The sequence below is a fragment of the Pseudomonas sp. ADAK21 genome (genome assembly GCF_012935735.1).
Taxonomy (GTDB): Bacteria; Pseudomonadota; Gammaproteobacteria; order Pseudomonadales; family Pseudomonadaceae; genus Aquipseudomonas; species Aquipseudomonas proteolytica.
In genome coordinates this window covers 1,858,842-1,880,154 of record NZ_CP052857.1, presented here as the reverse complement: position 1 = coordinate 1,880,154, position 21,313 = coordinate 1,858,842, and the positions used below count along the sequence as shown (strand labels likewise).

Annotated in this window: 16 protein-coding genes; 3 read left to right on the top strand and 13 right to left on the bottom strand. The window is 62.0% G+C overall.

Translation table 11 applies throughout. The features are described from left to right. Window positions 1-5: 5 nt before the first annotated feature. From HKK57_RS08645 to tssA, 13 genes are all read right to left on the bottom strand, one after another. Window positions 6-4,394: an RHS repeat-associated core domain-containing protein gene (locus tag HKK57_RS08645; RefSeq protein WP_169390029.1), complete on the bottom strand. Its 4,389-nt coding sequence runs from the start codon at window positions 4,392-4,394 to the stop codon at window positions 6-8. Window positions 4,395-4,406: 12 nt separating this feature from the next. After that, window positions 4,407-4,841 carry a DcrB-related protein gene (locus HKK57_RS08640; protein ID WP_029289896.1) on the bottom strand — a complete coding sequence of 145 codons (435 nt, stop codon included), beginning with the start codon at window positions 4,839-4,841 and terminating at the stop codon, window positions 4,407-4,409. A gap of 15 nt (window positions 4,842-4,856) precedes the next feature. After that, entirely contained in the window at window positions 4,857-6,797 is a 1,941-nt protein-coding gene (locus HKK57_RS08635) for a type VI secretion system Vgr family protein (RefSeq protein ID WP_070994074.1), read from the bottom strand. Window positions 6,798-6,953: 156 nt separating this feature from the next. Further along, window positions 6,954-9,617, bottom strand: coding sequence for a type VI secretion system ATPase TssH (gene tssH / locus HKK57_RS08630; protein ID WP_169390028.1), 2,664 nt, complete (start codon window positions 9,615-9,617; stop codon window positions 6,954-6,956). After that, window positions 9,610-10,653, bottom strand: a complete 1,044-nt coding sequence (tssG, locus tag HKK57_RS08625; protein WP_029289890.1) for a type VI secretion system baseplate subunit TssG — start codon at window positions 10,651-10,653, stop codon at window positions 9,610-9,612. Before tssG ends, tssH begins: the two co-directional genes overlap by 8 nt. Next, complete coding sequence (tssF, locus tag HKK57_RS08620; protein WP_029289888.1) at window positions 10,617-12,473, bottom strand: type VI secretion system baseplate subunit TssF; 1,857 nt, start codon at window positions 12,471-12,473, stop codon at window positions 10,617-10,619. Before tssF ends, tssG begins: the two co-directional genes overlap by 37 nt. Further along, window positions 12,470-12,985, bottom strand: a complete 516-nt coding sequence (tssE, locus tag HKK57_RS08615; RefSeq protein ID WP_029289885.1) for a type VI secretion system baseplate subunit TssE — start codon at window positions 12,983-12,985, stop codon at window positions 12,470-12,472. Before tssE ends, tssF begins: the two co-directional genes overlap by 4 nt. Continuing rightward, on the bottom strand, window positions 12,979-13,404 hold the full coding sequence (locus HKK57_RS08610; protein ID WP_029289883.1) for a hypothetical protein: 426 nt from the start codon (window positions 13,402-13,404) through the stop codon (window positions 12,979-12,981). The genes tssE and HKK57_RS08610 overlap by 7 nt, the downstream gene beginning before the upstream one ends. After that, a complete protein-coding gene (locus HKK57_RS08605; protein WP_104911204.1) occupies window positions 13,404-13,856 on the bottom strand; it encodes a type VI secretion system amidase effector protein Tae4 in 453 nt (150 codons plus the stop codon). The genes HKK57_RS08610 and HKK57_RS08605 overlap by 1 nt, the downstream gene beginning before the upstream one ends. An 80-nt stretch (window positions 13,857-13,936) precedes the next feature. Further along, window positions 13,937-14,425 carry an Hcp family type VI secretion system effector gene (locus HKK57_RS08600; RefSeq protein ID WP_029289879.1) on the bottom strand — a complete coding sequence of 163 codons (489 nt, stop codon included), beginning with the start codon at window positions 14,423-14,425 and terminating at the stop codon, window positions 13,937-13,939. Between the two features lie 175 nt (window positions 14,426-14,600). Further along, window positions 14,601-16,097, bottom strand: a complete 1,497-nt coding sequence (gene tssC / locus HKK57_RS08595) for a type VI secretion system contractile sheath large subunit (protein ID WP_029289877.1) — start codon at window positions 16,095-16,097, stop codon at window positions 14,601-14,603. Window positions 16,098-16,099: 2 nt separating this feature from the next. After that, window positions 16,100-16,606, bottom strand: coding sequence for a type VI secretion system contractile sheath small subunit (tssB, locus tag HKK57_RS08590; RefSeq protein WP_010207547.1), 507 nt, complete (start codon window positions 16,604-16,606; stop codon window positions 16,100-16,102). 54 nt (window positions 16,607-16,660) lie between these two features. After that, entirely contained in the window at window positions 16,661-17,680 is a 1,020-nt protein-coding gene (gene tssA / locus HKK57_RS08585) for a type VI secretion system protein TssA (RefSeq protein ID WP_169390027.1), read from the bottom strand. A gap of 402 nt (window positions 17,681-18,082) precedes the next feature. Here tssA and tagH point away from each other — a divergent pair, with 402 nt between their 5' ends. Genes tagH through tssK form a run of 3 tightly spaced genes read left to right on the top strand, consistent with a single transcriptional unit; the run spans window position 18,083 to window position 21,311 of the window. After that, a complete protein-coding gene (gene tagH, locus HKK57_RS08580; protein ID WP_070994067.1) occupies window positions 18,083-19,411 on the top strand; it encodes a type VI secretion system-associated FHA domain protein TagH in 1,329 nt (442 codons plus the stop codon). 43 nt (window positions 19,412-19,454) lie between these two features. Beyond that, a complete protein-coding gene (gene tssJ, locus HKK57_RS08575) occupies window positions 19,455-19,958 on the top strand; it encodes a type VI secretion system lipoprotein TssJ (protein WP_029289868.1) in 504 nt (167 codons plus the stop codon). A gap of 18 nt (window positions 19,959-19,976) precedes the next feature. After that, on the top strand, window positions 19,977-21,311 hold the full coding sequence (tssK, locus tag HKK57_RS08570; RefSeq protein WP_070994066.1) for a type VI secretion system baseplate subunit TssK: 1,335 nt from the start codon (window positions 19,977-19,979) through the stop codon (window positions 21,309-21,311). The last annotated feature ends 2 nt before the right edge of the window (window positions 21,312-21,313 follow it).

The window sequence follows — 21,313 nt, the reverse complement described above, 5'->3', positions numbered from 1 at the left end:
GTTCTCTAATTGCATGTTTTGATCTTACTGGGTTTGATTCCCAGTGCTTTTGCCGCGGCCCGGTAGTTTTTATAATGAGACTTACCGCGCTTGTCGGTACGACTTTTGTCGATTGGCTCGATCACATTATTTGGGAACTTCCCTTTAGTTTTGTATTTTTCCCTATAGGCTTGTTCATAGCCTTTAGATTGGGAATAGGTCATTTTTCCATCTTCGCCCTCAAGGATCTCCAGGTGTGCATTGCCGAGTCGTCCAGACCGCCTATGTTGATCTTCACGGACCTCTGATAGTTGTTCGGTATGGCCGACATAATAGGGTTTGTCTGCACCGGGCTCATAGAGCCCATAGACAATAAACCCTTTTTTGTTCAGCGGGGTGAGTGCCCATCCGAGTGGATCAATCCAGGAAAATGGGTTAGCACTGTAGGTGTATAGATTCAGCCCACCATGCAACCCAATCGGATCCGGCGTAATAAACCGCCCCACATCCGGATCATAAAACCTGAACGTATTGAAATGCAGCCCCGTCTCCCGATCCAGGTACTGCCCCTGAAACCGCAGGTTCTGCTCTTCGATGAAGTACGGTTCCCGCACCTCTTCCACGGTATTGCCCCACACCCGATACGTTGCCTGCCAGAGGGTGTGTCCGTCTGCCTCGGTGACCTGTTCCGGCAAGCCGCTGAGATCGTTGTGGTAATAACGAATTTTTTGCAGCGCCCCGATGCCATCGACTCGGGCCAGGGGTTGGTAGCCTTCGTCTTCATAGAGGTACAGGCTGGTTTGGCTGTGTTTATGCTCCTGTAACAGACGCAAGCCGTCCCACATGAACTGGGTTTCGCTTAGCGGATAACCATTGCTGCCATGTTCGGTCTTGCCGATGCGCCGGCCCAGCGGGTCGTAAGTCATGCGCACCACGCTGCCGCCTTCATTGCGCACTTCAATCAGCCGGCTTTCGGCGTCGTACGCAAAGTGTTGTACGCCACGGGCGCCGCTGCGTTTTTCGATCATTCGGCCAAAGGCATCGTAGCGGTAGCGCTTGTCCTGATAGGTCAGCAGTTTGTTGTGTACCACCAGCCCGGCCCCGGACTGTGGGCCGTCCAGCAGGTTTGCCGCCGCGTCGTAGGCGAAGGTTTCGCGCTGGCCGTGCAGGCTGTCCTGGCTTGCGATGATGCGACCGGTGGCGTCGTAGTGCAGGAGTTGGCGATGTTGCGCGCTGGGCTGTTGATCGAGTTTGCCGATCAGGTTGTCGGCGGGGTCGTATTCAAAGTGCTTCTGTATCGCCGCCGGTATCAACGCCGGCTGGCTGGTGTGACGGCGTTGGCGGGCGCGCAGGCGGCCGCTGCGGTCGTACTCGCTGCGGGTGCTGATCTGGCCTTGGGTGCGCAGCACTTCACGGTGCAGGCGGTCGCGCTCGAAATCACTGATGACCTGGCCGTCGAGGTTGATCTGATGCAGATGGCCGCTGCCGTAGTACAGGCGGTTGAGCCAGCGGCCGTCCGGTAATTGGCTCTGGATCAGGTTGCCGAGTTCGTCGTAGTGGTGTTGCAACTCGCCGGCCGGACTGCGCTCGGCGAGCAATTGGCCTACTGCGTCATAGGCAAAGCTCAAGGCTTGGGCATTGCCCTGCAGGTCGGTGAAGGACACGTCCGTAAGCTGGTCCAATGGATCGTAGGTGTAGTCCGTGCGGCCATCGTCAGTGGTTTTGGCAATCAAGCGGCCAACGGCATCGCGCTCCAGTCGATGCACGATAGGGGCGGGCGGCGTCTCGGGAACCACGGCCAGGCCCGTGCCATGAGGCGCCGCGAGGGCGGTTACGGCGGTGACGTTGTCCAGGTGGTCGTAGCTGTAACGCTTGGCGCTGCCGTCCAGGTCTTGCTGTTCCGTCAACCGATCCCCGTCATCCCAGGCAAACCGATAACGTTCCCCGTTCTCGTTGATCAGCGCTTGCAGCCGACCAAAGCTGTCATAGCCGAACTGCACCTGCCGGCCATGGGCATCGGTGCGTTGGCGCACCTGGCCGCGGCGGTTGTGTTGATAGCGCGTGGTGTGGCCGGCCGGGTCGGTGTAGGCCGTCAGTTGGCCGCTGATATCTCGCTGGTACTGCTCGCTACGGCCGTCGGGTAACTGGCTGCTGAGCAAGCGGCCTTGGGCGTCGTAGTGGAATTGGGTACGTTCGCCGAGGGCGTCGGTGATGACTTGCAAAAAGCCCTGCTCGTTGTAGCTGAACCGTGTCGGGTACCCCGAGCAGTCAATGTGCTCGAGCAGTTGCCCGAACGGGTTCCAGCGCAGTTTTTTGCTCTTGCCCGTGGCATCGATGATCTCGACGACCTGGCCGTGGGCGTCATAGCGATAGCGGGTGACGTGGCCCAGCGGGTCGATGGCGACGGTGCAGTTGCCGCGTTGATCATAGCGGTAGCGCCAACTGTTGCCGGCGGCGTCGGTTTGCACCAACGGCAGGGCCCAGTGTTCCAGCCACAACGTCGAGTCGCTGCGCCCCAGGGGGTCGGTTTCGCCGATGAGGTTGCCGGCCTCATCGTAGCTGTATTCATAGCGGCCACCCTGTGGGTCGGTGGCGTTGAGCAATTGGCGCTCGTCGTTCCATTCGAACAGCCAGGTCTGGCCGAGGTTGTCGCTGTAGCGGGTGACCTGGTGCTGGCTGTTCCAGTGCCGCGTGCTGACACGCTGCAAGCTGTCGGTAATGCGTGTGGTGCCGGCCTGCAAGTCATAGTCGAACCGGTAGGCATCGCCTTCATTGGTCCAATGCTTGACCACGCGCCATTCCAGGCCATCGATCAGGGCCCACTCATAAAAGCAGTGCAAGCCGCTGGGCAACTGGTGTTCCACCATGCGCTGCCCGGTGTCGTAGGCAAAGCGCCGTTGCACCTGGCCGCTGGCATCGCGTACCTCGGCCAGGTTGCCCATGGCGTCGTAGCCGTAGCTGGCGAGTACTTCGCGGCGTTGATCGGGGTACACGCGCTCGAGGCGGGCCACGTGCAGCGGGTCGCGGATCAGTTCGACCTGCACCAGATCAAACGTGTCGCGCAGCCGCACCAGGCGTCCTGCGTCGTCATAATCAAGGTAGATACGGTTGTCGTTGCGGTCACCCAGTTGGCTGAGGCGCAGCCGCGACGGGTTTGCCGGGGTGGGCTCGAACAGGCGATACATACCGTCGTCGCTTTCAATCAGTAACGGCCCATCGCGGTGGCGCCGTACAGCAAGCCCTTCACCTGCACTGAACACTGCGCCGCCCAAGGGGATGGCGCCCATATCGATGGGCCGGCCCTGTTCGTCGGTATAGACCAGGGTGTCGCCGCCTTCGGGATGGGGCTGGATTTCGACGCACACTTCATACGGCACGCTCCAGCCGGTGCCGAACAGGCTGCCACGGCGTTCGTCGCGACTGTTGTAGAAGCGCTGCCAATCGATCGGCAACAGGCCGGGCAGGACGAAATCCAGTTCCTGGTCATCGCCCAGCACCTTGGCGCCGGTAGCCGCATGCACCGGGTTCGAGGAACCCATGGCCGCGTTGGCCGCTGCGCCCATGGCGCTGCTGACGGCCATCGACGCGGCACCGCCCGCCAGCATGCAAGGTAGTTTGCTGAAAAACTTGCCCTTGCCACCTTTGAGCATCAGCAGCACCGTCACTGCCAGCCCGACCCCCGGGGTCTTGCCGCTGCGAATCTCGCGTACCACCACCGAACCGCCGCCAATGGTGACGTTGGAGGAGATCAGCCCGGAGGACACCACCTTCGCATCGCAGGTGCTGCGGTCGCCGCTGCGCACGGCGGGCTGGCCGTTGATGGTCACCTTGTCCGAGCCTTCGGCCATGAACTGCGGCGGCATCGGTGGGTGCTTCATGCAAAGCACCAGGTCTTCCAGCTTGGTCTCCGTGCCTGGCGCAGGCGAAGCCACGGTGGGGCGCCACATCTGTGAGAAGAACTCGCCGGCCATGTCCAGGTAGCTGGCTTCTTCTTCAGGTGCCGGCATTTCCAGCTCGGTACCGGCCGGTGCCACATGGGAAACAACCGCCCCGGCCGCGCGGGCGGCGGGGATGTTATTGGTGAGCGTGTCGAAGGAGCCGGTGAGGATGTTAGCCTGCACCGTCGGTGGGAACAGCGCGTTGCCGATGCCCTCGCATAGATTGCTCAGGCCCTTGTCGGCCCCGCTCTTGCTCATCGCAAGGCCCACCACCACGCCGACCACCGCGCCCAGCAGGAAGCACCCCAACCCGCCCGTGACAACGGTGATCCCGGTGGCGGCCACCACCGCCGCCGTAGCCAGTGCGGTAATCGCGATGTTCGCCGCCACCTCCAGCACGCCGCCGAGAATGTCGGCCATCATCGAGGTGTGTTCCATCGCATCGCCCAGGCGTGCGGCCCATAACGCGTCAGACATGCAAGATGCCCATCACGCAGGCACGTCGAACGACAGCGAATTTTTGATAGTCGCCCAGTGCGCCGCTTCGGCATCGCCGAGCTTGTCGGCTTTCACATAGCTCAAGGCGAGCATCTTGCGCGTACCCGGCAACACCAGGGCGAGTTGATACTGGAACACCTTGTCATTGCCCTTGCTGAACTGGCTGCGCAACTCGATCCCTTCAACCTCCTGGGCAGCACCCAGGCGCACGGGCACGCTGGGCAGGCAGCGCAAGTCCTGCACCTGTTTTTCCAGGCGCTTGAGCTGGTCGTCGAAGTTGCTGTGCAAGGTTTCGCCTTGCGCCAGCAAGCTGCGGCTGACGATCAGTGAAGTCCCCAGCTCCGGGAACTTGAGGATATTGATCGTTGCGTCCTGCAGCTCGCCGGCGGGCAGTTGGAACTGGAATTCGTTGATGCGATACGTCATGGCAAACAGGTCTCGTCAGGAGCTTTTGGGCGTGGGGAACGCGGCTTTGATGTTGGCGTCGATGCTGGTTTTTATGCCCTGGCCATCCGGTGTGGCGCCAGGCCCGCCGCCGTTGTTGAGGTGCAGCACGCCGCCGGTGTTGAACTCGGCGTCGCCGCTGGCATAGAAGCTGATTTGCACGCCAGTGAGGTTGATCTGCCCGCTGGCGTTCAGCTCGAGGATGCTTTGCCCACACACCAGGCGCAGGTTTTCGCCGACCTCGATGACATAACTCTGGCTGATGCTGTCGGTCTTCTTCTGGCCCACCGAGAGCACGTCTTCCTGCTTGACGATGCGCAGGCGGTTGTTGCCAATGGTCACCGTCTCGTTGTGCCCGATGCTCTTGTTGCGGTCATGCCCCACCGAGTGGCTTTCATCCACCTCCACCACAATGTCCTGATTGCGCTCGGCATGGATGTACAACTGCTCCAGGCCCTTCTTGTCCTCCATGCGGATTTCATTGAAGTTCGCCGGGCTGCCGCCCTTGCTGGAGCGGCTTTTCATCCCGCTTTGGGTGGCGTTTTCCGGCAGGTCGTAGGGCACCGTCTGTTCGGCGTTGTACACCCGGCCGGTAATGATCGGGCGGTCCGGGTCGCCTTCGAGGAAGCTGACAATCACTTCCTGGCCGATGCGCGGGATCTGCATCGAACCCCAGTTTTTCCCGGCCCAGGATTGCGACACGCGAATCCAGCACGAGCTGTTTTCGTTGGACTGGTCGTGGCGGTCCCAATAGAAATGCACCTTCACCCGGCCATACTGGTCGGTCCAGATTTCCTCGCCCTTGGGCCCGACCACCAGCGCGGTCTGCGGGCCTTTGACGACAGGGCGATGGGTGTTGGCCAGTGGGCGGAAGCTCTGTTGGGCGTCGATGCAGGTCAGGCTGCTGTCGAACTGCGCCGACGCCGCGCCGCCGCCGGATTCCAGGCGTTCTTGGGTGATGTAGTAGCGCGCGGCAAGAATCAGGTATTCGCGGTTCTGGTCGCGGCGGCTGAAGCCGGTGAGGCTGAACAAATGACCAGAGCCCAGGCCCCGTGCATTGCCGCTGAACTCCACTTGTTCGTGCAGGGTTTGCAGGGCTTCGATGCGGGTACGTGCGTAGTGTTCGCCGTCTTCGCTTTTGACGTAGGTGCCGGGGTAGTCGTACAGCGGATAATCACCGGCGGTGTGCGGGCGGGGCATGGCCGAGCGCACGTCGATGCTGGCGCTGGGGCGCTGGAAGTCGTAGTCGTTGAGCTCAAGGGAACCCGGCTGGACTTGCTGCGCCAGGTGCCAGTTGTGCATATGGTCGCGTTCGCGCTGCTGCTCGTCCTTGGGGTAGTAGGGCACCGAGGTGTAGCCGGGCACCGTGGTGTGGGCGCCATAGGCATCGGCCAGCACCAGCACATGGCGATCCTGCTCGTGACGGAAGAAGTAGTAGATGCCTTCCTGTTCCATCAGGCGGCTGACGAAGTCGAAGCTGGTCTCGCGGTACTGCACGCAGTATTCCCACTCGCGATACGGCCGGCTCAGGGCGTCTTCGAAGTCGGAAAACCCGAGGTCGCGGAACACCTGCTTGATGATCTGCGGGATGCTCAGGTTCTGGAAAATCCGGCAGTCGGAGGTACGGCTCAGCAGCCACAGCCACGGGCGCAGCGTCACCTGGTAACTGGCGAACTGGCCTTGGTCGATGTTCTGGCTGCAGCGCGCGACGATCCCATGGAAATACCGCTCGCCACCGTCCGCCAGTTGCAGACCGACGCTCATCGGCTTGCCCAGCAACTGGTTGAGGTCGATGTTGGCGTCCAACGAGTTCAGTTGCAGCTCGTAGCTGAACAGCCGCCCCAGCTCTTCGCCGCCGCCCATTTCATTGAGCAGCAGCACATCCGGCCCCAGGGGGCTGGTGATCTTGGCCAGGCGTGAGGCTTGGTTGAAAAGCATGGGTTGTCCCGTAAATGTCTTAATAACTGAAGAAACCGAATCCAATGTGGGAGCGGGCTTGCTCGCGAATGCGGTGTATCAGTTGATACATCCGGTGACTGACTCACCGCATTCGCGAGCAAGCCCGCTCCCACATTTGGATAGCACTTCGTCAGGTTATTCGGTGTCGCTGAACTGGTAGTGCAATTCGTTATCCCGGCTGCCGATCCGCACCCCCGCCAGCGCCTTGCCTTCGAGCATGCGTGTGAGGAACTCGCGGCTCATGTCCGGCAGCAGGCTGTTGGTGAGGATGGTGTCGATCATCCGCCCGCCACTTTCGGTTTCGGTGCAGCGCGAGACAATCAGGTCGATCACCGTGTCGTCGTAATCGAACGCGACTTTGTGGGTGTTCTCCACGCGCTTCTTGATGCGGTCCAGCTGCAGGCGGGTAATCGCCTTGAGCATCACATCGCTGAGCGGGTAATACGGAATCGTCACCAGGCGCCCGAGCAGGGCCGGTGGGAAGATCTCCAGCAGAGGCTGGCGCAGGGCCTTGGCGATGTCTTCCGGGTCGGGCACGTTTGCCGGGTCTTTGCAGACGTGGGAAATCAGCTCGGTGCCGGCGTTGGTGGTGAGCAGGATCAAGGTGTTCTTGAAGTCGATCACCCGGCCTTCGCCGTCCTCCATCACGCCCTTGTCGAACACCTGGAAGAAAATCTCATGCACGTCCGGGTGGGCTTTTTCCACCTCATCCAGCAGCACCACACTGTAGGGTTTGCGCCGCACGGCTTCGGTCAGCACGCCGCCTTCGCCATAGCCGATATAGCCCGGTGGCGCGCCCTTGAGGGTGGACACGGTATGGGCTTCCTGGAACTCGCTCATGTTGATGGTGATCACGTTCTGCTCGCCGCCGTACATGGCTTCGGCCAGGGCCAGGGCGGTTTCGGTCTTGCCCACGCCCGAGGTGCCGGCCAGCATGAACACGCCAATCGGCTTGCTTGGGTTGTCGAGGCCGGCGCGGGAGGTCTGGATGCGCTTGGCGATCATCTGCAAGGCGTGGTCCTGGCCGATGATGCGTTTTTTCAGGTGCTGGTCGAGGTTTAGCACCGTCTCCAGTTCGTTGCGGGCCATGCGGCCTACCGGGATCCCGGTCCAGTCGGCGACCACCGAGGCTACGGCCTGGTAATCCACGGTCGGCAGAATCAACGGGGTTTCACCCTGCAGGGCACTGAGGCGCTGTTGCAGGTCCACCAGTTTTGCGCGCAACTCGTCGTTGCCGCTGTCGACAACGCCGGCTTTCTCGCGCAGGGTCGCGCGGGTAGCGAGCAACTCGTCCACCAGGGTTTTTTCTTCGGCCCAGCGGCTTTCCAGGCTAGCCAGGCGCTCGCGTTCGGCACTCAACAAGGCTTCGCTGTTGCTTTGGCGTGCGCCAATGGCGATGCCGATGGCATGCTCGCGGGCGATGATTTGCAGCTCGGTTTCCAGGGCTTCGATGCGGCGACGGCTGTCATCCACTTCTGCCGGCACCGCGTGCAGGCTGATGGCGACGCGGGCGCAAGCGGTGTCCAGCAGGCTCACGGATTTATCCGGCAACTGGCGCGCCGGGATATAGCGGTGGGACAGCTTGACCGAGGCTTCCAGGGCTTCATCGAGGATCTGCACCTGGTGGTGCTTTTCCATGGTCGAGGCCACGCCGCGCATCATCAGCAGCGCCTTGTCCTCCGACGGCTCGGCCACTTGCACCACCTGGAAGCGGCGGGTCAGCGCCGGGTCTTTCTCGATATGCTTCTTGTACTCGGCCCAGGTGGTGGCGGCCACGGTGCGCAAGGTGCCACGGGCCAGGGCCGGCTTGAGCAGGTTGGCCGCATCACCGGTGCCGGCGGCGCCCCCGGCACCTACCAGGGTGTGGGCTTCGTCGATAAACAGGATGATCGGTTTTGGCGACGCCTGGACGTCTTCGATGACCTGGCGCAGGCGCTGTTCGAATTCGCCTTTCATGCTGGCGCCGGCTTGCAGCAGGCCCACATCCAGGCTGCGCAGCTCCACGTCCTTGAGCGCTGGCGGCACGTCGCCGGCAACGATGCGCAGGGCAAAGCCTTCGACCACGGCGGTCTTGCCCACCCCGGCTTCACCGGTGAGGATCGGGTTGTTCTGGCGCCGACGCATCAGGATGTCCACCAGTTGGCGGATCTCTTCGTCACGCCCCACGATCGGGTCGAGCTTGCCGCTACGCGCCTGTTCGGTCAGGTCCACGGTGAAACGCTTGAGGGCTTCCTGCTTGCCCATGGCACTGGGGGCCATGGCGCCGCTGGCTTCGCCCGGCACGGCACCGGCATTGAAACCATCGCTGGCGCTCAGGGCGTTTTCCGGCGAATCACCGACATATTCATCAAAGCGCTCGCTCAGGGCCTCGGCCTTGATCTTGTCGAACTCGGACGACAAGCCCAGCAGTGCATGCCGCAGGCTCGGCGTTTTCAAAATGCCCAGCACCAGGTAGCCGGTGCGCACCTGGCTTTCGCCAAACATCAGGCTGCCGTATACCCAGCCGCGTTCCACGGCTTCTTCCACATGGGACGACAGGTCGGTGATCGACGTCGAGCCACGGGGCAGGCGGTCCAGGGCTTCGGTGAGGTCTCGGGCCAGCCGTGCCGGCTCGATGTTGAATTGGCGGATGATGCGATGCAGGTCAGAGTCCTGCAGTTGCAGCAACTGGTGAAACCAGTGGGCCAGTTCCACGTAGGGGTTACCGCGCAATTTGCAGAACACCGTGGCGGCTTCGATGGCCTTGTAGGCCACGCTGTTGAGTTTGCCGAACAGCGCGGCGCGACTGATTTCACCCATGCTCTGGATTCCTTGAGGTGGTGGCTTGATCGGCGTAATGCCGGGCCAGGATTAGGTCGTTGGCGTCTTGCCCGGGTTGGCCGAGCCAGGTGTTGAAACCCAACCGGAACTGCCCGTTGAGTTGCAACGGCGGCACTTGCGGTTGTTGAAGAATCAGGTTCAGGTCCCAGTCCAGTTCATGGCCCAGGTATTCGGTGACCCAGGCCACCAGCTCATTGAACGGCTGGCTGCCGGGCAACATGCCCATGTAGTCGTCGAGCGTCAGGGGGCCGAGGCGGATACGGAATTTGTGCTGGCGGTCCCACACATGGCTGCCCAGGCAAAAATCCACGCCCAATTGATTGGCACTCACGCTGACCCGGCTGCGCTCGGGCAGCTCCAGCCATTGGCCGACGTACTCTTCAATCTCCACCGGCAAGCCGAAATACTCGCTGAGAATTGCCTTCAAACCGTCCGGGTAGCGGGTTTGCGCCGAGAGGTGGCCGCTGTAGTGCAGTTTTGCGGTATCGGGGATCAGGCCCTGGTCGAGGAGGCTGGGCATACCGCGGCCGCTGAGCGCCGCCAGGCGTGCGGACCAGTAATCATCGTCGGGCCGGTCGTGGCTGACGGTCGGCCGCGCTTCGGCCCAGGCCCGATAAAACAGGGTCAACAGGCGGTGGTGGAATACATCCAGGAAGCGCTTGCTGGTGCTGTCGGCGTTGTTGCGCTGGCGTTCGCGCACGTATTCGGTGATGTGCAGCGGCAACGGCCCATTGGGGCCGCCGAGGCCGAAAAAGAACTGTTCCAGGCGCGCTGGCGTGCCGTCACCGCCGGGATTGACCGACGCCAGGGTGGCCGGGGCGAAGGTGCAGTCAGCCTGTTGCCCGAGGCGCAACGGGTCATCGGCCAGGCGCAGGGAATGCCCCAGGCGCGGCAGTTGGGGCGATTCGCACTCGATACGGCGCAGCGCCTGGAAGAAGTCATATTCCCAGGGCTCCTGATGCATCGCATCCAGGGTACTCACAGGGTCGGACGCCGTCCGGGCTTGGCTTTCCATCGCATGATCTCGCCGCGTTCGGTGGTACGAATCACCGTCTCGGTAAAACTGTTGATCGACACGTAACGCGCCAGGAATCGTTCCAACACTGCACCGAGCAGGAATACACCGGTGCCGCGGAACGCGTTTTCATCAAATTCCAGGGTGATTTCCAGGCCACGGCCAAACACGATCGGGCCGGGCATCGGCAGGCGCCGTGTCACCGCTTTGCTGCTGACCTCGCGCAGGCCCTCGATCTGCAATTGCAGGGCGGCGTCGTTGCTGTCGCCATACAGGCGCAGCAGTTCACGCAACGCCGCGGCACCCTGGCCTTCGCTCAGGGACAGGTAGTTGAGCGACAACTGGCTGATCAAGCGCCAGGCCTTGGCGTCATGGGCGTGGCTGGCGCGCGGGCGGCTGGGCCCGGCGACGCAGCGCACCGCCAGCACCGGGGCACTGTCGGCCAGGGTGAAGTCGGTCTTGCCGTTGCCCACGCTCATGAACAGTGGCAGATCGCGGTTGGTGCACAACGCGGTCACGCCCAATTGGCGCAGGTCGTGGCGGTAGGGCGCTTGCTGGCTGTCCACCAGGCTGACAAAGGTCTCGCTGCCCACATACGTGGAGCGCGGACCATTGCGCCGCTGGTCGCTGGACAGCACCCGCGGCTCGCGGCGCACGCTGTAGTAACTCTGGTCGCGGCCGTAGCGCGACGGATCACGCACGGCGTAGAACGGCAAAAAGGGTTGCTCCGGCCCGGTGCCGTGGCCGGTGATGGCGCTGAGGGAGTGGATCTCGAAGTCCATGGGCCGGGTGCGGTCGGCAATCACATGGTGTTCGTTGACCCGCTCGGACAAGTGAATCCGGTCCACCCGTTTGGGGAACAGGTTGATCGCCGGGGTGCAGAAGGGCACGAACTGCGCGGCGCCAACACTGCCTTCCAGGCTGGGATCGTGGCGGTCGAACAGCACGATCAGCTCCAGTTCCTGGCCATCGCAGCGTTGTACGGCGCGGCTCAGTTCGGCGAATTCGACGAACAGGTAGCGATGGGGCAGGGCGAAGTATTCCTGCAGCAAGCGGTAACCCTGGAAGGCTCGCGATACCACGGGCATCGCCGCATCGGCGTCGTCGAACCCGCGCGAACGCAGCGCGTCCTGTGGCAGGCGCTCCACCCAGTCACCGCCGGGTTGGCGCGCAAACACCGCGCACACATTACCCAGCAATTGCTCGTAGAGGCGGAACGGCTGCTCATCGGCGCCGCTCAGGTACAGCGGTAGATTGTCCAGGGCCAGGCTGTTGAATGGCAGCTCGGCGCCGGTGCGCAGGGTCAGGCGCAAACCGGCCTTGGCCTTGGGCTCACTGGCGGCCAGGCGCCCGAGCACGGCGGACGGGTTGCCAAAGTAATCGGCCTGGCTGACCTGCAACGGCCACAGCATCACCGGGTGGGCGGTGCGGTACTCGCAGCAGGTCTGGGTTTCGCGGCCCAGGGCTGCGCGCAGTACGGTATCGCGGGGTAATGGAAAACCGCTGGTCAGGGAGCCTTCATCGGGGTCGGCCTGCAACTGCACCACGGTCATCGATGGGGTCGGCGCCAGGTAGTGCGGGTAGGCGATTTCCAGCAGGTTATGGGTGAAGGTCGGGTACTCGGCGTCGAGTTTGAGCTGCACCCGGGCGGTGAGATACGCGAAGCCTTCGAGCAGGCGCTCGACGTACGGGTCGGCGCAGTCCATGCCGGACAGGGTCAGCCGACTGGCGATCTTCGGGTATTCCTTGGCGAACTCCGCGGCGCTCTCGCGCACGTGGTGCAGCTCCTGGTTGTACAGCTCCAGCAGGCGCGGGTTCATGGGCGCCTCCGCTGGTCGGCGTTGACCACGCGTACATGGCCAGACTCCAGGTCCAGGTCGGTTTGCAGCAGCAGACGCAAGGGCACCGGCTGGGCCCACAGGTCGCCTTCGATCTCGAAGCTCAAGGCGTTGTGGTTCATCTCGCCATGGGCCACACGCGCCTTGACCCGCAGGGTGTGGCGCAGGATGCGCGGCTCAAAGGTGGCAATTGCCTGGTAGATCAGGGCTTCCAGAGCATTGATATCGACGCTCGACGCACTGTTGCCCGCCAGCGCCGGCAGGCCGTAATTGATCACTGACGTTCCGGCCGGGGTGTGCAGCGTGGCATCGGCATTGAGCAGCGAGGTGGTATTGAGCAGCCACGCCAGGTCCCGCAGCACCGAGGCTTTGAGCTGGGTCAGGGACAGCACGCGCTTGTCGGCGCTTTCCTTGGGGTTGCTCGGCTCGTCGTCGGTCAACCGGTCCAGCAGGGACGGTTGCAGGCGGTCGCGGGTGGCGATTTCGGTTACCACGTAAAGGGCGCTACATACATTTTTTGGTCGCCACCCCAACCGCAGGATGCCGATAGGCTGACCGGTGCCACCTCCAGATGCCCTTGGATTTGGCGAATAGCCTGCATTTTGTTCAGGCAGTCGCGGCTCGGGGCAGGCATGTGCTCAACACGCCAGACTGAAAATATAGGGATACCGTTGAATGTCTCCACGCGCAATTTCTGATGCTCATCCAAGCTGAAGCTGCATGGCCATTCCATATCCAGTTTTGTACGGCTCTGATCAGGTTTGACTAACGTGCACTGACCCTGGTCATCGATCAGTTTGAGGGGCTGGCCAACAAATACAGCCTCGATCGTCGGCGGTTCGGTATGTTCGGCGCATGCGTTCAGACTGATCACGTTCATGGTCAGGCAGAGTGCGAGCAATGGTTTTTTCATTATGTGAGCTCCCAAAACCAGACAGCCCTGGAGCGGGAAAAGAGATCGCCGGTTTTGGTTATCCCTCGGTTCCATAGGTCAATATGATCGCCGGTACGGTTATCCAGGGACTCGCCGGATTGCTGGAAACAATCCTTGAAAAAGATAAGCCCGGTTTTGCCCATCAGCGTGCGACGGTCTTCGGCGGTGTTACCCAGGATGGCGGGTCGTCCTAGGTGCCGTTTCCACAGCCAATTAGCCAATGACTCGGCACCCCTGGCGTGTTCATGTGCACACTTGGGCTCGGTATAGGTGGATTTGTTGACCTTGACGGTCAGCTCGGCGTTGAGCACCAGACTCATGCGGATAGCACACTGATTGGCCCAAGGACCATTGCAAGGGGCTGCGTTTGGATGCGTTACCAAAAGATCGGAATACGCCTTCCACAAATTGATAAACGAAGGTTTGGCCATGACTCAGATACCGAAAAGAGGAAGGTCGAAATTCGAGCAAGCACCAAAACCCCCGGCGCGCTGCGCCAGGGGTCTTCGTATCAACGCTTGGTGTTGGAACGGATATTCCAGCCGAACTTGATCGGGCCGCCGTCCTTGGTGCCGTCGGCTTTCTGCGGCTGGTAGTCGACCATCACCTGGGCAAAGTTCAGGGTGACGTTTTCGGTCAGGCGATCATCGCTGCCCGAGCCGCCGGTGCTCAGGGACGTGATCAGCACTTCTTCAAGGTTGATGATCATGTACTCGACCTGGCTTTCGCCGCCGGCCTTGCGCACGGTCAGCTTGACCTTGTCGATGTGCTTGCCGCTGGCGCAATGCATCATCAGGTTAGGCGAAGCCTTGTCGACGTACTTGGTCAACGACAGGTCCTGGATATTCACCTTGCCCGCGCCGCCGCCACTGCCAACGTGCATGTTGCCGGACTGGGCCATGCCCCAGCTCCAGTTCAGTACGTCGATTTCGTCCTTGTGGGCCTTGTCCATGGACTCGCCCTTGATGTCGCCGATCTTGATGAAGATATCAACAGCCATGTTTTCTCCCTGTGTGGTCTGAGCCACGATATTTGTTTACGCCGCCGACCCCTGTAGGAGCGAGCTTGCTCGCGAAGGTCGTCAACGGTGACGCGGGCATCCTGAATGAACGCAGCGCCTTCAAGTTTTTCGCGAGCAAGCTCGCTCCTACAGGGAGCGAGCCAGTCCCGATTTTTTACGCGCTTTTTGCCGAAGGCAGTTTCGATACCAGGCGCAGCGACACGGTCAGCCCTTCGAGCTGGTAGTGCGGGCGCAGGTAGAACTTGGAGTTGTAGTACCCCGGGTTGCCCTCGACGTCTTCCACGATCACTTCGGCGGCAGCCAATGGGTGCTGGGCCTTGGTGGTTTCGGTGGAATGCGCAGGATCCCCGTCGACGTAGTTGAGGATCCAGTCCTGCAACCAGCGCTGCATCTCGTCCTTCTCTTTGAAGGAACCGATCTTGTCGCGCACGATGCACTTCAAGTAGTGGGCGAAACGGCAGGTGGCGAACAGGTACGGCAGGCGTGCAGCCAGGTTGGCGTTGGCGGTGGCGTCCGGGTCGTCGTATTCGGCCGGTTTCTGCAACGACTGGGCGCCGATGAACGCGGCGAAGTCGGTGTTTTTCTTGTGCAGCAGCGGCATGAAACCGTTCTTCGCCAGCTCCGCTTCACGGCGGTCGCTGATCGCGATTTCGGTCGGGCACTTCATGTCCACGCCACCGTCATCGGTGGGGAAGGTGTGAGCCGGCAAGTTTTCCACTTCACCGCCGGACTCCACGCCACGGATGCGCGAGCACCAGCCGAAATGCTTGAACGAGCGGTTGATGTTCACCGCCATCGCGTACGCGGCGTTGGCCCAGGTGTACTTGGAGCTGTCGGCGCCGTCGGTGTTTTCTTCGAAGGCGAAGGCTTCCACCGGGTCGGTCTTGGCACCATACGGCAGGCGCGCGAGGAAGCGCGGCATGGTCAGGCCGATGTAGCGCGAGTCTTCCGATTCGCGCAGCGAACGCCAGCCAGCGTATTCCGGGGTGGTGAAGATCTTGGTCAGGTCACGTGGGTTCGACAGTTCCTGCCAGGAGCCCATGCCCATCACGGTCGGCGATGCGGCAGCGATGAACGGCGAGTGCATGGCGGCGCAGACTTTCGACAGCTCGCCCAGCAACTCCACGTCAGGCGGCGACTGGTCGAAGTAGTAATCGCCCACCAGGCAACCGTAGGGTTCGCCACCGAACTGGCCGTATTCTTCCTCGTACATCTTCTTGAAGATCGGGCTCTGGTCCCACGCGGTGCCCTTGAATTTCTTCAGGGTCTTGTGCAGGTCAGTCTTGGAGATATTGAGCACGCGGATCTTCAGCTGCTCATCGCTCTCGGTGTTGTTGACCAGGTAGTGCAGGCCGCGCCAGGCGCTTTCCAGCTGCTGGAAATCCGGGTGATGGATAACCTGGTTGACCTGGGCGGTGAGCTTGGCGTCGATGGCGGCGATGATCGATTCGATCGACTTGATCGCGTCGTTGGATACCAGGTCCGTCTGCGCCAGGGCCTGCTCGGCCAGGGTGCGCACGGCGGTCTCGACGGCTTCGCGGGCACGCTCGGTCTTGGGCTTGAATTCTTGCAGCAGCAGGTTTGCAAACTCGCTGGCTTCTTGGGTGGTACCCAGGTTCTGGGCGCCTTCGCGGGCGGTATTGTCGGTCATGATTACTGGTCCCCAGCAGGTTTGGGCGCGCTCGCAAGGGCCTGCAGCAATGCCGGGTCCTTGATCGCTTTCATGATGATTTCTTCTGCGCCGGTCTTGCCGTCCATGTAGGTCAGCAGGTTGGCCAGTTGGGTACGGGCTTCCAGCAACTGGTTCAGCGAGTCGACCTTGCGCGCCACGGCGGCGGGGCTGAAGTCGTCCATGCTTTCGAAGGTGATATCCAGGCTCAGGTTGCCTTCGCCTGTCAGCTCGTTGGGTACGTGGAATGCCACCCGCGGCTGCATGGCCTTGAGCCGCGAGTCGAAGTTGTCGACGTCCACTTCAAGGAACTTGCGGTCCGCGACCGGCGCCAGAGGCTCGGCGGGCTTGCCGGCGAGGTCGGCCATCACACCCATCACGAAGGGCAGTTGGACCTTTTTCTCGGCGCCGTAAAGCTCGACGTCGTACTCGATCTGCACTCGAGGCGCACGGTTGCGCGCGATGAATTTCTGAGAACTTTGCTTCGCCACGTTGCTGCTCCTGGTCGCTTGAGCGACGGTGTTGTTACTGCAAAGCCTGGCGACTTACTCGCCGTCCGGGCCACGCAGGTTTTCAAATTGGGACATGCCGTCGGGAATCAGATTGCGCACGATGGCCGCAAAATCGGCGTGCACCAGGTTTTTCGCCCGGTTCAACAGCACCGGCAGCGGGCTGGAAGGCTCGTGCCGGGTGTAGTACGCAAGGATCCGGTCCAGGTCGCGCAGCACCTCGTCGCGGCTGGCGATCTCGCCAGCATTGCGGGGGGCTGCAGGGGCGCCAGCGTGTTCGACCGAGGCGTGGCTGTCGTCACTGACCACCTCGGGTTCACGGCTGTCGTCGCTCTGTGCAGTGAACTGGCTGAAAATCTGCAGGGCCTGCTTGAGCGGATGTTTCAGCGCGCCGAGGTCCACGCCCTGGGCGGAACCGACTTGCTCGCTGACGTATTTTTCGATGTTTTCACAGGCCGCACGGGCCTCGACCAGGGCGGCGTGGGTGGCTTGCAACGGCTCCGGGTCGCTGTCGAGGAAGGCGGCGGCCAGTTGCTCGGCACCGAGGTTCTCGCCGGGAAAACTTTGCAGGCCGCTGGCATTCAGGGCACCACGCAGGCTCACGGCGCCGAACGCTCGCGAGCGCGTAAGCACGCTTTCGCGCAGCAGGCGGATGTTCGTGTCGCAGGTCAATCCGGCGAGGGCATTGATGCGTACGGTGGGATCGTTGTCGTCATCGGCATCCAGGCGCGGATGCAGGTCGGCCCAGTACTGCTGGAGCAGTTCGCTGATCAGGGTGAGGGCGCTGGCCAGCCCGCCGACGCCTTGCAGGGCGAGGGAGCTTTGCAGCAAAAAATGGGTGATGCGCAGGTCTTTGCTGCGCTGCAGCAAGTCCAGGCTCCGTTGCTGGATGCTGCGCCAGTCTGGGGGCTCGGCGGGCAAAATAGCGTCGCCCATGCTGCGCTCGGGTTGACCCTGGGCAGCACGTTCCAAGTGCAGGAAGTCCGCGTCATATTCCAGGTCTTCGCCACACGGCAAAGTCGCGGAAACAGCGGTGAGCAGCAACGGCACATCCACTAAATTCGATCTCCATATCGGCCCTTTAGTCTCGGGCAGTGCATGCGTTAGTTGCGCGGTTTAGTTGCGCAATTTATCGGCATGTTTTCTTGGTCAGGCCAGCACATTGATTTCAATGTGCCACTACTTATCTTCAAGAAGTTGTGCATTTTTGGTGTAGTAGTTATGCGTTGTCAAGGTAAGCTATTCGCCCTGTGTGACAGATGTGCGGTGTTTAACATCCTATGCGACCCGTGGGTCAAAGTAGGCGCTGCCTGAGGATTTTTGTCACATTTGCCTGTTAAGATCAGCGATCATGCTGGTAAAAGCAGGCTTCTAAGGTTGTTTAAAGGATTTGTCGAGACGCGCTTGGGAAAGTATTTCCCTTGGCCGACCGCGCGTGAGGTTCAGCAAGGAGGCAAGATGTCACTGTGTTTGACTATCACTAGTTATCACAAGATCACCCCAGGTCAATGTCCGGAAAAGTCCATGGATAATGGAGTGATGGCTATTGGCCGCTCTAGTGAAAACGACTGGATATTGCCTGATCCAGAGCGTTTGGTCTCCGCGCAACATTGCGTTATTCAATACAAAGATGGCCGTTACTATCTAACCGATAACAGTACTAATGGTGTGGAATTGGTTAATGCCGGTATTCGTTTGCGCCGGGGGAACAGCGAGCCATTGCAAGATGGTGAGTTGATCCGGATCGGCGATTACGAGATCCAGGCACGGATTGATTGCGGGGTGAACGTGACAGGCTCCCAGCCTTTCGCCGCCGATGCCTCCAACAGTTTCGAAGCGCTCATGGGCCGCCAGGGTGCGGGGGTGGCCGCGCCGCTGCCAAGCACCCCGGTGATTGCGCCGCAGTTCCAGGGCGCGTCGTCGATGGATACGCTGCCGGACCTGTTCGATTTCCTCACACCAACGGCGGTGCCGCCGCCCAGCCAGCCTGACCATGTGCCGGCCGAGCAGCATGATTTTCGCCCGCCCGTCGCTGTTAACGTGCCTGTGCCCGAGAAGCCGGCGACCCCGGGCTCGGTGATTCCGGAAGACTGGGACCTGCTTGGCGAAACACCCGCGCCGCCGCTCAGCACGCCACCGCCCATCGCGCCGCCTGAACCTCCTGTGGTCGAGCGCCCGCTGCCGCTGGCAGACGCCACCCAGCCCGATTTGCTGCAAGCCTTCCTGCGCGGTGCCGGTCTTGATCACCTGCGCCTGGACAAGGCCCAGGCCGAGGCGCAGATGGAAAGTATCGGCCGCAGCTACCGGCTGATGGTCGAAGGCCTGATCGACGTATTACGTGCGCGCAGCAGCCTCAAGGGCGAGTTCCGCATGCAGCAGACGACGATCCAGCCGGTGGAAAACAATCCGTTGAAATTCGCCCCGAATGCCGACGAAGCGTTACTGCTGCTGCTTCGCCACGGCAACCAAGCGTTTATGGCGCCGGACCTGGCCGTGCGCGACAGTTTCGACGACCTGCGGGCCCACCAACTGGCGGTGATGGCCGGTGTCGAAGCGGCCATCAAACATCTGCTGACACGCTTCGAACCCGCTCAACTGGAAGAGCGCATGGGCAAGCCTGGCGGGCTGTCGAGCCTGTTCAACGGTTCGCGCCAGGCCCAGTACTGGCAACAGTTCACCGAGCTCTACAACAGTATTTCCCGTGAGGCCCAGGAGGATTTCCAGGACCTGTTCGGCCGTGAATTCAGCCGGGCCTATGAAGCACACAGCGCACGCCAGCGGCGCTGAAACTGGAACAACGGACAGCCACATACGTCATTGAGGACGCAGGATGATTTCCAGGTTTTTACTCGCGGCCGCCGGCCTGTTGCTGCTGACGGCCTGTGCCAAGGATGCTGCGCCGCCCGCGCCAGAGGCACAAATCGACACTGCCAGCGTCGAGCTGCACTTCCATGCCATCAGCGGCCTCAACCCCGGCACCACGGGCCAGCCAGCGCCGGTGCGGGTACGGATTTTCGAACTGAAAAACGCCGCGACCTTCAGTCGTGCCGATTACTTCGCCCTGGCGGATCGCGCCCAGCCGACCCTCGGCCTGGACCTGCTCGACCAGGATGAAGTGGTGATCCAGCCCGGCCAGCAATTGAGCCTGCAGCGCGACCTCGACCCGGCTACCCGGCAGATCGGCCTGCTGGTGGGCTATCGCGAACTGGACCGTGCGCAATGGCGCACGGTACTCAGCGTGCCGCCCCGCCAGGCCAGCGAATACCAGATCAGCCTTGATGTGCGCGCCGTACGTGCGCACCTCAGCGTTGCCCCATCCAGTCCTGCCCAATAAGAAGCAATCGGAGCCCCCATGTCCTGGAACAATCGCGTGGTCTGGTCGGAAGGCATGTTCATCGGAACGCAGCACTTCCAGCAGCATGACCGTTACCTGGAAAACCTGATCGATGCCCGCAGCCGTCCGCTGTCGGCCGGCGCCTGGGGGTTTTGCGAACTGCTGATCGACCAGGGCCTGCTGGCCCAGGGCAAGCTGGCGATTGTCTCGGCCCGTGGCCTGTTGCCCGATGGCACGCCGTTCAATATTCCCCAGGACGACCTGGCGCCGAGCCCGCTGAATATCGACGACAACCTGCGTGACGGCCTGGTGTACCTGGCCTTGCCCCTCAAGCGTGCCGGCGCCCGCGACACGGTAGATGAAGGCGAGCCCCTGGGCGCCGCGCGTTACCTGAGCCAGGTGCGCGAGGTGCGCGATGACAACGCACCCTTCGAAAACCGCGCACCGGTGGCCGTCGGTTCCCGTGCCTTGCGCTTGCTCACCGGCGCCGATGGCATCAGTGACTACGCCGCCATCGGCCTGGTGCGCATCAAGGAAAAGCGCGCCGACCGCGCCCTGGTGCTGGATGACAGCTACATCCCGCCGGTGCTCGATGTGGCGGCGAGCAAACCGCTGACGGCGTTTCGCAGTGAACTGCTGGGCCTGCTGCACCAGCGCGGCGAAGCCCTGGCTGGGCGCGTGGTGGCGTCGGGTGCCGGTGGCGCTTCAGAGATTGCCGACTTCATGCTGTTGCAACTGGTCAACCGCGCCCAGCCGCTGATCCAGCACCTGAGCCAGTTGAGCCCGCTGCACCCGGAGCGTTTCTTCAGTGAACTGGTAAGCCTGGCCGGCGAGTTCTCGACGTTCTCCACCTCGGGGCGGCGCCCTGAGGAATACCCGCGCTATCAGCATGACGACCTGGCCCTGAGCTTCGCCCCGGTGATGCAGGCCCTGCGCGAGGCGCTGTCGATGCTGATCGACAGCAAGGCCACGCCTATCCCGATTGTCGAGAAAGCCTACGGCGTGCACGTGGCAATGCTGGCGGATAAAACCCTGATCGACAGCGCCAGCTTCATCCTCGTGGTCCGTGCCGATGTGCCGGGCGAAACCCTGCGTGCGCGCTTCGGCCAGCAGAGCAAGGTCGGCTCGGTGGAACACATCCGCGACCTGGTCAACCTGCAACTGCCGGGCATCGGCCTGCTGCCGCTGCCGGTGGCGCCACGCCAGATCCCGTATCACGCGGGCTCCACCTACTACGAACTGGACCGCGGCAGCGAACACTGGCAGCAGTTGATCCACTCCGGCGGCTTTGCCTTCCATATCGCCGGGCAGTTCCCGGGCTTGAACCTGGCCTTCTGGGCGATCCGAGGATAATC